Genomic DNA, 11,689 nt, shown 5'->3' on the forward strand with positions numbered 1-11,689 from the left:
TTTCTGTGCGTTGTCCTGGGCGTTTTCTGTGCCTTTCGGGCGTTTCAAGTTTGCGCCGGGCCTGCTCCCCTCCTTTCAGCGGCAGCAGTTCCGGTAGGGGCAGCGAGCGCAGCGGTCGGTACGGCGTGGCGTGAAGCTCTCGGCCGTGGCCATGTGCCGCAGCACGAAGCCGAGCAGGGCGGGAATACGTTCCGTGATGATGCTCTTGCGCGTCATCTCGTCGATGTTTGCGCCGAGCAGGGGAATTTCGTCGCCGCGGTCGGCAAGCTGCACGAGGGCGGCGTCGTAGAGCGGCGCAAAGCGCAGGGATTCCGCGTTCTGCGGGTCGTTGCCGCACATGTAGAGATAGGCGGGCAGCTGAATGCTGGGCAGGGCGCGCGCAAGGTCGGGCAGCGGATCGACCTTTCCGGGCCGCCACTCCGTCATGGCGTCCCAGAGGCTCTCGTCGCTCCAGAAGGAGGCATGCGGCTGCCGGCTCGTGCTGCCGCTCTTGTAGTCGAGAATGACGAGTCCCTGCTCGCGGCGGTCGAGGCGGTCGATTTTTCCTTCCAGCGTGAAGCGGCGTTTTCCTTCCTGAAACACGGCCGATACGTTGTGCTCAAGCTGGAGCAGTTCGAGCACTTCGGGCTGCGCGGCGGCAAAGGCGCGCAGTCTGGCCGGGCCCGCGGCTTCCAGCATGAAGCGGCTCTGCGCGGGCAGATTCACGGCAAGGCCGCTGGCGTCGAGCTCTTCCCGGAACAGCGCTTCGAGCTGTTCGGGCTGGAGGGAGCCCTGCCCCACGGGAAGCCCGACAAAGGGCTCGAAGGCCCGCTGAAGCACGGTGTGCAGCAGGTTGCCCACGCCGAGATAGTCGTCGCCTTCCACGATTTCGTCCGCCTCCTTCAGCGCGCACACGTACTTGCGGAAAAATCGCGCCGGGCAGGAAATGTAGGTGTCGAGCCCCGTGGGCGAGAGCTTGCGCTCCATGACTTCATGCATGCGTTCATTGACGGCGTCCGTGCGGAGAATGGGCGCGTACTCCGGAACCGGCGGCTCCGCCATGGGAAAAGCCGAGGCGAAGAGCGGCTCCGCGCCTTGGCGCAGCAGCGCGCCCTTTTGCTGCTCCACCCGCCAGACGGCTTCTTCCACCAGCCGGGAGCGCAGTTTCTTGCCGTCCATGACGCCGGTCTGCACGCCTTCCTGCCAGTAAAGAAACACTTCCCGTGCCCCGGCGATGAGCCGGTGAAAGGTGTGCGCGGCGAGCATGTCGCGGCGGCTGTTGTCCGGCAGGCCGAGCAGCGGACGGAGATTGTCGGGCAGCAGCGGATCGCGCGCGGGCGCGCCGGGCAGGGCGTCTTCGGTCATGTCGAGCAGGTACACGCGGTCGAAGTGCAGCAGACGGGTTTCCAGCGTGCCGAGAATCTGCAGGCCCGTGAGCGGATCGGCCTCAAAGGGCACGCGCTGCTCCGCAAGATTCTGATGCACGATGGAAAATATGGATTCCAGGGACAGGTATTCGCCGGACATGGCGTTGTCGGAAAGTTCCGGAATCACGCCCTGCATGAGGCGGGCAAGGCATTCCGCATCCAGCGGAAATCGCGGCCAGATGTGCGCGCCGTACTCCAGCAGAAGCTGACAAAGTTCCCGGAGCCTTGCGGCCATGTCTTCCAGCGTTTCCAGATTCCGCCACTTCGTGACGAGCGTGTCCACCACCTTTTCCAGAAGCTGGCCGGTCGCTTCGTTGAGCTCTTCCACCGGAGGCCTGCCGTCCAGATCGCCGAGAATGTCGTCCACGAGATCGGAAGTGCAGGCTCCGGCGTCCACCATGCGGCTTCCGGTGCGCAGTCTGGCTTCCAGACGGGAAAGAAAGGGGCGAAGCGGCACGGTCTCTCCTCCTTCTTCGGACGCGGGCACGCCGAGCATGCGCACGTACGGGTGACGGATGAGCGCCATGAAGCTTTTCCAGTGAACGAGGCCTGCGGCGTTCATGCCGCGGCGCGTTTCCATGAGGCGTTCCGCAAGCTGGGCCAGCAGCGAGCGTTCCAGCGGATAGCCGAGAGAAATGTTGATGCTCTTTTCCGGAATGTGGTGCAGCGTGGGCATGAGCAGGGAATCGTGGGTGATGACCACGGCGCGGCTCTCCTCCGGGTGCGGATGCGTTTCCAGTTCCTTTTTGAGTTCCAGAAGCTGCGAGTGCAGATCGTAGCCCGCATGAAAGTGAATGACGGGTTCCCGGCCGCGGCTCTCGCCCAGCACTTCGCCCCGGGCCTTCCAGCGCGAAAGCCATTCCCTGTGTTCGGCGCAGCTCCAGTGCCCCGCGCCGGAGAGAATTTCCGGATCGGTGTGCAGGCACACGCGCGCCCCGTGTTCCCACAGGTAGCGGAAAAGCTTGTCTTCCGCGCGGGTGAGCCGTACGAATCCGGCCAGAACCACGCACTTTCCCTGAAGCTTGAGGGGCAGATCGGGCGAGGCTCCGGCAAGCTGGGCCGCGTGCTGGGCTTCGAGCCCCGCCGTGCTCAGGCCGCGGCTGCGAAGCGCGGAGCGGTAGCGTTCCTGAATGCGGCTGAGGCTTCCGAGCAGGGCCGCCGCGTAGGGTGCCACCATGTCGTCCACGTGGAGCAGGTCCGAGGCTTCCACCATGTGCCCGGCGCATTCGTCGAGAAGGTGCGCAAGGCGCACGCCCCACGGGTAGAAGCGGGCCATGCCGTCGTCGTCATCCAGACTTCTGGCGAGCCTCGCAAGCGGACTTCCTTCCTCTTCCTGACTGCTTAGTTCCAGCAGACATTCCTTGAGCACGGCCACCTGATCCAGCGTGCCCGCCATGCGCGGCACGGAACGGGTCCAGCTTTCAAGGCAGGTCTGCACGAGCTGCCCCGAATTGATGATGTGCGGCAGCAGCATGGGCCTGTCCGCCTCCCGGCGGTAGATGTCGAGCAGGTAGCGCCGCGGACGATTGAGAGGAAACACGATGACCGTCTTGCCGGGACGGCCGCCCGTCATGTCGCGGACAAGGTCGTGGACGCGCAGCATGAAGTCGTCGTCCCAGGGTACGATCTGGAACGGGCTGAAGGTACGGGTGCGGCTACTCATGGTCGTCTCCGGGAAGAATCGGGAATATTTCGCGGCGGTCGAGATACACCAGCGCGCCGCGCACGTTTGCGCCGCTCGCCTCGTGAAGCAGGTTCAGATAGCGCATGAGCTGGGCCTTGTGCTCGGGCGCGGGCAGATTGCCCGAAGTGCCGGTTTTGTATTCCACGGCCACGAGTTCCCGGCCGTCGTCCACCAGCAGGTCCACGCGGAACTGACGCCCGTCAGCATCGAGCAGGGCGTGCTCCGGCGTGCCGAAGGCTAGCCAGTGCGGCGTTTCCGGCTGAAGCGCGTACCAGCAAAGAACGTCTTCCACCTGCTTCTGCACGTTTTCCCTGTCCGGCACGGGCAGCGGAAACGTGGAAATGCCGCGCGCGGCCGCCAGCGCGGCGTCGCGCCTTGCCGAGGCTTCGCCCACGCCGGATACCTGAAGGCTTTCCAGACAGTGATGAATGAGCGTGCCGCGCCGCTTGGGCGTGAAGGTCCAGTCTTCCAGCGGACTACGGAACATGCGCAGGCGCGGAAGCCAGCCCATGGGCCGCCAGTCTTCGCCCGGCTGTTCGTCCAAAGCCAGCGGCGCATCCGCAGAGCCTGGCGGAGCGGCGGGTACGGGAGCGGCGGGCTTGCCTGCCGCGGGAGCTGTTGCTGTGGATTCGGTTTCCGTGCGGGCGTCTGTGGATTCGTCTGCCGCGGTGATGTCCGCGGGGGCGGCGGACGCCGGGGCGCTGCCTGAGGCTTGCGCCTTGCCGTCGCGCGGGCTCTCGCCGACGGCCTGCGCTTCTTCGGCGCTGCGTTTTTCGTCGCAGGCCGGGACTTCGCCGGAAGGCGCGTCGCCCGCCGGAGCGGACGCGGAAGACGGCAGATCCGGCGCCTCGCCCCACACGAGCGCACCGTCCTTCTTTTCCAGCGAGCTTCTCACCCGGGAGAGCAGCGCGTCGAGCATGAACGGGATGGGCCCTTCGTCGGGATCGGACAGAAAACAGTGCAGCTCGGACACCGCGCGGGTCATGGCCACGTAGATGAGGTGCAGCGACTCGCGCGCCGTGTTCATGCGGTCCTGAAGCCACGGCCTGCCCATTTCCCGGCACAGCGGCGCAAGCAGTCCCGTGCCGCGGCTGTTCCAGAACACGGACTTGTCGTCCGTGGCGCGGCCGAGGGAAAAATTGAGCCAGGGCAGAATGACCACCTCGAATTCCAGCCCCTTGGCCTTGTGCATGGTCATGATGCGCACGGCGTCCATGCTTTCGGGCAGCGGGGCCTTTTCCTGACTGCCGCTCGAATCCCACAGATCGAGAAAGCCGGAAAGGTCGGACACGCCCTGTTCCTCGGCGCAGAACAGCACCTCCAGAAAGCGGCGCACAAAGCCTTCGGCCGAGCCGCAGCGCTCGAACACGTTCCAGCGCTCCAGCACTTCCATGACGGCGTCGTAGGGCGTGAGCAGGCCCGCGTTGTCGTGCAGGGGCGCAAACACGGCCTGCCAGGCTTCGGGAAAGTCGGCGGCGAACTGACGCGCCATGCTTTTCTGCCGGGAGCGTCGCGCGGCCCAGTCGAGCAGCGCGCCTTCGTCAAGCGGCGAGCCGTCCGGCGCGGTCATGGGCGGCAGCAGCTCCCGGGCGCACAGGGCCGACCAGAAGGCGATGTCGTCGTCGGGATCGTTCATGAAGCGCAGCAGGCTCACGAGTCCCGCAATGACCGGCTGCTCGGCGAGCAGCAGGCTTCCCTGCGTGACCACGGGAATGCGCCGGCTCATGAGCCACGAGGCGGCCTTGGCGGCCTGATCGTTGTTGCGCGCAAGAATGCAGATGTCCCCCCACGGCCGCGTGCGTCCCATCTTTTCCACCATGTCCGGAAGCATCACGGAAAGCTCTTCCTCTTCGCGGCCCTTGTCGAGCGCGCGCAGGCGCACGAATCCGCCGGGCGCGCAGTGTTCCGCGCTCTGGGCGGCGCGGTCGAAAGCTTCGCTGAGCAGCGCGGCCTCGCTTTGCAGCAGCGCTTCGTCGCCTTCGGCCAGCGGGGCGAGCAGCTCTTTGGCCACGTCCGGGTTGCCGAGCGGAGAGAACAGGGCGTTGTTCCACGCCACGATGCGCTGACGGCTGCGCCAGTTGCAGGGCAGCGTTTCCAGCGTGGGATGATCCACCAGCGCAAGCAGCGGCGAGCCCGGCCGCACGAGCTGATCGAAGAGCGCCGCGTCGCCGCCGCGCCAGCCGTAGATGGCCTGTTTCACGTCCCCCACGATGGTGAGCGAGCCGTTCCTGGAGAGCGCTTCCTCGGCCAGCGGCTGGAGCGCCAGCCACTGATCGCGGCTCGTGTCCTGAAATTCGTCGATGAGCATGTGGGTGATGCGCGCGCCGAGGCGGCAGAAAAGCTCGTTCACGCCTTCGCTGTCGTCCGCGGCGCGAATGGCGAGCCTCGGCACCTGCGAGGCGGCAATGACGCCGTTTTTGCGTTCGTAGTGCTCCAGCCTGGCATAGACGGCCTGCGCAAGCTCGGCAAAGGGCATGAGCCGCCGCGCGCCGAGAAGCACGCGCACTTCCCTGAGGTCGCTTTGCAGGCTTTCGTAGAGCGCGTGCAGCGAAAGGCTGGCTGCGCCCTTCGACGCCTTGAGCAGGCACTCGTCGAAGCTTTCCTTCTGGAACATGGCCGAGGAGAGAGGCAGCCTGGTGGCGCGTCCGCCGCATTCGATGCAGGCGTTCAGCGCGTTGAGAAAATGCTTGCTCGCCTTGAGCTCTTCCTGTTCGATGCGGGCGCGCATTTCTCTGGCGTCGTTTTCAATGCCGCGCAGCACGCCCTGAAAATGATCCTCCGCCTCTTCCGGCGAGGCGAGATCGCGGATGTTCCAGCCGTCGCCTGCAAGCATGAGCGAGACCATGGCCGTGACGCGTTCGCGGATGCGCTCTCCGGCCAGAAAGCCGCGGGTCTTTTCCGAACGGAGCATCTGACGGCAGGCGCGGCGGAACAGGTCGCCGAGTTCGGGGTCTTCGCGGGCCTGCTCGGCCATGTCGTCGAAGATGGGGCCGGTGATGTCGCAGTCGGCAAAGCGGGGCTCGAAGTCCGGGGACAGATCGAAGTCCAGCGCGGAGAGGCGCACCATGAGGTGCAGCAGGCTGTCGATGGTGCGGATGTTGAGAGAGCCGTAGCTGCGGATGAGCATGTTGACGGCGTCGCGGGCTTTTGCCGGTTTCCAGAATTTTTCCGAAGCCGCGGCGGAGGGAGAAGCGAGCGCCATGCCCTTCAGCCGCGAGAGCAGCCGCTCGCGCATTTCGGTGGCGGCCTTGTTGGTGAAGGTGATGGCGAGAATTTCCTGCCAGCCGTAGGAGTCGCCGTCGGGCACGGCGCAGCCTGAGGGCGGACGGCTCCAGGACGCGCCCGAAGAGCCCGCGAGCAGGGAAAGAAAGCTGCTGGTCAGGGTGTAGGTCTTGCCGGAACCTGCGGAAGCCTTGATCTGTCTGAATTCGCTCATGTCGGACGGGGTTTGGGGGAAGGGCATTCTTCCTTTGTCATCATCGGCCATTCCGCGCGACTTCGCAAGACGGAAATTGTTTCCTTGCGGCGCGGCGTTTTTGAAGAAGAAAAAAGACCTCCGCACGAATGGTGCGGAGGTCTTGCCGGACGGCTCCTGCCTGCCCTGAAAAGACGATGCCTTGCCGGTTCTCGACGAGGGAAAAGTCTGCGCGTTTTGCGGGCGCTTTGCGCGCTACGCGAGGCGCTGGCCCGTGGTGGCGATGACGGAGCGCCAGTAGTTGGACTTGATGTCGATCTGGCGGCGGCGTCGCGTGACGAGCTGGAGCGGCAGATGCACGAAGCGGTCGAGCAGGCGGGCGACGACCATGTTGGTCTTGCCGGCCATGGCCGCGTGTACGGCGTTGCGCCCGAGCAGGCCGCAGTAAACGCGGTCGTTGGTGTTGGCGGGCACGGAGCGCACGATGTAGCTCGGGTCGATGTACTTGACCGTGACGTTCATATCCTTGTCGGCGAAATAGTTCTTGATGGCCTTCTGCAGGAAGAGGCCGATGTCGCCCAGCACGCGGTTGCCGGAAGCGTCGGTTTTGCCGCTTGCGGTAAGCAGGTCCTGACCTGCGCCTTCGGCCGCCACGATGACGGCGTGGGAACGGTTTCTGAGGCGTTCTTCGAGGGCGGGAAGCAGGCCGCCTTCGCCTTCGAGCTTGAAGGGCACCTCGGGCACGAGCACGAAGTTGACGATGTTGAGCGAGAGCGTGGCCTGCGCGGCGATGAAGCCGGATTCGCGTCCCATGAGCTTGACGAGACCCACGCCGTAGGGCGCGCCGATGGCCTCGGTGTGGGCGCAGCGCAGGGAGGAGGTGGCCACGTCCACGGCGGTGTCGAAGCCGAAGGACTTGGGCACGAAGTTGATGTCGTTGTCGATGGTCTTGGGAATGCCGATGACGGACGTGTGGAGCTGACGGCGGAAGATTTCTTCCTGAATGGCCGAGGCTGCCTTCATGGTGCCGTCGCCGCCGATGATGTAGAGCATGTTGACGTTCATGCGCTCAAGGGCGTCCACGATTTCCTCGGGGCTCTGCGGGCCTCGGGAGGAACCCAGAATGGTGCCGCCGAAGGTGTGGATTTCCGACACGTTGCGGGGCGTGAGCTCCATGATGTCGTGGTGATACTTGGGAATGAAGCCTTCGAGGCCGTAGCGGATGCCGAGAATGGAGCGCACGCCGTAGCCGTAGTAGGATTCGAGCACCACGGCGCGGATGACGTCGTTGAGTCCGGGGCAGAGCCCGCCGCAGGTGACGATGGCGGCCTTGGTCTTGCCGGGATCGTAATAGACGTGCTCGCGGGGACCGGCCTGTTCGATATAGATGGGCGTATCTTCCAGGCCCTTGACGTCTTCGCCGCCGTGTTCGGCGTCGAGGTAGAAGGGCACGGGAGTGTCGTCGATGTAGGGGCCTATGGCGGGGTTGTCGATTTTTGCCTTTCCCACCGTCATGATATGCGTATCTATTTCATGAGTCATCTGCGCCTCCGGAATCCTAGAGCGGAAAGGTTACTTTTTTTGATTTCGCTTGTCACGCAAAACTTTGGGGGACAGGCTCTGAGAGAAAAAACGGAGCCTCCGGTCGCGGATGCGGCCGGAGGCTGGATTTCTTGGAAGTTTTGGTCGGGCGCTACGCGTTGTCGCCGTTGCCGAGGGAGTCGACCATGGTGTCGCGGTTGATCTGACTGCGGCGTTCGCTGGCCTTGCGCAGCTGCTGTCCGATGCGGTCGTTGCACAGGTCGATGGCGGCGTACATGTCGTCGTTCTTCTCGCTGGCGGCGAAGTTCAGGTTCTGACCGGTAAGCAGCAGGTCGGCCTTGGGACGATTGTTTTCCATGGAAAGCGTGACGAGCAGCTTTGCTTCCTCATCGCCAACCATGCGCTCTATCTTCTGAAAACGCTTGAGGGCGTAGCTCTTCAGGGGATCGGAAGGGGTAAGATTGCGGAAAACGACTTCGATCTGCATAAGCAATTCCTTCCCCGGCCGGGCCGGGAGCGGGGCAAACCCGCGTTCATGGGATGCAAAGACCTCGAACCGTACGGTCTTCTGCTCTTAGAAACAAGCTAGCATAGAATGAAAAGAAGGTCCAGTAGTCGGCAGTTATGAAAGTCGGAACTTTGTTTTGGAGGTCAGCTCTTTTTTTTCGCAAGGAACTTGCTTTCCTCGCCGCGCATGAGACGGCCGATATTGGCGCGGTGCGCCCACACTATCATGATCAGAAGCACGACGGCCAGAGGTTCGAGGCGGAAGTAGCCGAACAGGGCGTAGAACACCACGAGGGAGGCGGCCATGACCATGGAGCCCAGGGAAACGTAGCGGGTGACGGCAATGACGGCCACGCAGCAGAGCACGGCGCACAGCAGGGGCCAGAAGGCCAGGGGAATGAGCGCGCCGATGGTGGTGGCCACGCCCTTGCCGCCCTTGAAGCCCAGGAAGGGCGACTTGATGTGCCCGGTGACGGCGGCAAGCGCCACGAGACTCTGCATGTAGGGATCCGGCAGCACGTTCACGGCGAGCAGCACGGGCAGCAGGCCCTTCATGATGTCGCAAAAGAGCGTCATGATGCCCCAGGGCAGGCCGCACAGGCGGGCCACGTTGGTGGAGCCTATGTTTCCGCTTCCGGCCTTGCGGGGATCGATGCCCTTGAAGGTTTTTGCGATGACCAGTCCGAAGGGGATGGAGCCGAGGAAGAAGGCCAGGGCGACGCAGAGAATGAGGGCAAGATAGGTCATGAGATCGTGTCCGGGTTGAGGTTCTGGAGCGGAGGGCGGAAAAAAGCCCGGCGCGACAGCTTCGCGCCGGGCGTGAGATTACGAACGGGCGGCGCTGTCTGCGCTGCCTGCGGGCGTTTGCTCGGGCTCGGCGGGCGCGGTGGCAGAGGGTGCCTTGGGCGCTTCTTCGGCGGCGGGTTCGGCCGCAGGGGCCGCGGAGGCTGCGGGAGCGGCGGCAGGCTCTTCTGCGGAAGATTCCGCGCCGCTGGCGGCGGAGTTTTCCGCGGGCGGGGCTTCGTCGCTCGTCTGTGCGCCTGCGTTCACGGCCACCACCACGTAGGGCTTGTGAACCATCCAGGAGGAGAGCAGCACGGCGGCGTCGGCGGGCTTGTTCGTCCAGGCGTTCCAGTCGTCTGCGGGCATGGCCATGACGGTCATGGGATGCGCCTTGAGCCAGGCGTCGCGCTCGGCGGGCGTGGCGAGATCGGGCACGGCGAGGCGTCCCTGCTGCTGGGGCAGCAGCAGATTGAGATGCCAGGCGTACGCGCCGGGGTACACGTTGAACGCGGCCGGGGCGTAGCCTTCCTTTACCTTGGCGGCCATGGTTTCGGCCTGAGCTCGAGGGCTCAGAATCTTGTCCATGGAAGGAGCCACGAAGGCCTGATAGGGCAGGAGCATGATGATCATGCCGAGCGCGGTGACGAGCAGCGCGCCGCCCGGAAGCGCAAGGCGCGTGAAGAACAGCAGCGCCACGGCGAGCAGAATGAGCACGCCGCCCATGTACATGGTGCCGCGAAGGGCGTCCAGCCAGGGATCGGCCACGGCGGGCACGGCAGGCAGGTAGGAACCGATGTAGGGCCGCACGACGGGGAAGACTTCAAGCGCCACGAGGGCGAGGCCGGCCAGAGCGATCACCACGGAAACGAGGCTGAAGAAGCAGCGGCTGCGGCCGGGGGTGAGGCGCATGACGGAGCGGCCGGTGAGCACGGCAAGAGGCGCGAGCAGCGGCAGGGCGTACACGCTCATTTTGGCCTGCACGAGGGAGAGTATGGCCGCGCCGGTGACGAGCCAGATCCACAGCCAGCTTGAGCCGCCGCGTTCCCTGCGGGTTTTCCATGCCGCGGGAATGCCGCGCAGGGCGGCGAACCAGTTGACGAAAAGGATGACGAGAATCCACGGCAGCCACATGATAGGCAGCGCCGCCAGATAGTACCACCACGGCTGGACGTGACGTCCGCCTTCCAGCACGCGGCCCGCGAGCTGGGTTCCCACCATGTCGCGCAGATAGTCCTGATGCCCGCCGAGGTAGAGCGCGCCCGCCCAGGCCATGAGCATGAGCAGCATGAGCACGAAGCCGGGCAGGCCGTCGCGGCCGTTGAGGCGTCCGGGCGTGCCGCGCCAGAACAGGAAGATCACGCTGGTGACCACGGCAAAGGCGATGCCGAGAGGACTCTTGATGAGCGTGGCCGCGCCCACGAGCAGAAATCCCGCGGCGAGCCAGAAGGGAGCAAAGGATTTGATCCAGCCGCGATACAGGCAGGTCATGCCCAGCGTGACCACGGCGGCGAAAAGCAGATCCATGCGCGGATAGCAGGCCGCGCCGCTGATGTACGCGCAGCCGAGCGCCACAAGACCGGCGGCAAAGGCTTCCCGGCGGTCGTGTCCGGTTCCGCGGGCGAGCAGCCAGATGGAGCCGATGAAGAGAAGATGGGACAGCGCCACGGCCAGGAACAGCACCATGGGCGCGCCCACGCCGGGAAGCTTTGTCAGGGCGTCCATGAACCAGAAGTAGAGCGGCGGCTTGTCCGGGTAGGGCAGGCCGTTCATGGTGAGCATGAGCCAGTCGCCGCCCTTGAGATTCATGAAGGCGTCGGCCAGACGCACTTCGTCGGAGAACCACAGGTCGCGAACCTGCCACACTTCCAGAAAGGTCATGGCCGCGGCGAGAATCAGCAGCACGGGCAGCCCGGCATAGGAGAGCGCCTCAAACACCTTGGCCGCCGCGCCGGAAGCCGGAGGCTCGGGCGCGGGCGCGTCCGGCATGCGGATGTGATCTTTTTTCGCTTCTTCGGCGGGAGCGTCGAGAAGAATCGGCGCGTCGTCCGGATCCGCGTCCTTGTTGTCCGCGTCGCGCTCATCGCTTTTTTCTTCGGGGTCCGATGTTTCTTCGGATTCCGGACCGCTGTCGGCGTTCTGCGCGGAAGGTCCTTCCGTGCCGTTCTGCTCGGGAGCGGCGCTTGGCGCTTCGCTTTCTTCGGAAGGCTCCGGCTTTTTCGCTTCGTCTTCCGGGCCCGGCGTCGGCTGATGCTGTTCGGCGATGCCGGGTTCGGCGGCCATGTTTTCCTTGTTTTTGTCCGTGCGTTCTATGTTCTCGTCCATGGAAGGCTCCCGCTGGGGGTTCAAGAAGAG

At 64.8% G+C, this 11,689-nt stretch carries 6 protein-coding genes; all 6 read right to left on the reverse strand.

The window, feature by feature from the left end; genetic code table 11:
* Nucleotides 1–75: 75 nt before the first annotated feature.
* Complete coding sequence (locus ABGT79_RS09175; protein ID WP_346665926.1) at nucleotides 76–3,069, reverse strand: PD-(D/E)XK nuclease family protein; 2,994 nt, start codon at nucleotides 3,067–3,069, stop codon at nucleotides 76–78.
* Nucleotides 3,062–6,526 carry a UvrD-helicase domain-containing protein gene (locus tag ABGT79_RS09180; RefSeq protein WP_346665927.1) on the reverse strand — a complete coding sequence of 1,155 codons (3,465 nt, stop codon included), beginning with the start codon at nucleotides 6,524–6,526 and terminating at the stop codon, nucleotides 3,062–3,064. Before ABGT79_RS09180 ends, ABGT79_RS09175 begins: the two co-directional genes overlap by 8 nt.
* A 234-nt stretch (nucleotides 6,527–6,760) precedes the next feature.
* Entirely contained in the window at nucleotides 6,761–8,047 is a 1,287-nt protein-coding gene (locus ABGT79_RS09185) for an ATP-dependent 6-phosphofructokinase (protein WP_346665928.1), read from the reverse strand.
* Nucleotides 8,048–8,198: 151 nt separating this feature from the next.
* Nucleotides 8,199–8,534, reverse strand: coding sequence for a ribosome hibernation-promoting factor, HPF/YfiA family (raiA, locus tag ABGT79_RS09190; RefSeq protein ID WP_294487002.1), 336 nt, complete (start codon nucleotides 8,532–8,534; stop codon nucleotides 8,199–8,201).
* A 164-nt stretch (nucleotides 8,535–8,698) separates the two neighbouring features.
* Nucleotides 8,699–9,301, reverse strand: coding sequence for a glycerol-3-phosphate 1-O-acyltransferase PlsY (gene plsY / locus ABGT79_RS09195; protein WP_346665929.1), 603 nt, complete (start codon nucleotides 9,299–9,301; stop codon nucleotides 8,699–8,701).
* A 78-nt stretch (nucleotides 9,302–9,379) separates the two neighbouring features.
* A complete protein-coding gene (locus ABGT79_RS09200; protein WP_346665930.1) occupies nucleotides 9,380–11,659 on the reverse strand; it encodes a dolichyl-phosphate-mannose--protein mannosyltransferase in 2,280 nt (759 codons plus the stop codon).
* Between the last annotated feature and the right edge of the window lie 30 nt (nucleotides 11,660–11,689).

It is taken from the genome of uncultured Mailhella sp. (assembly GCF_963931295.1).
GTDB lineage: Bacteria > Desulfobacterota > Desulfovibrionia > Desulfovibrionales > Desulfovibrionaceae > Mailhella.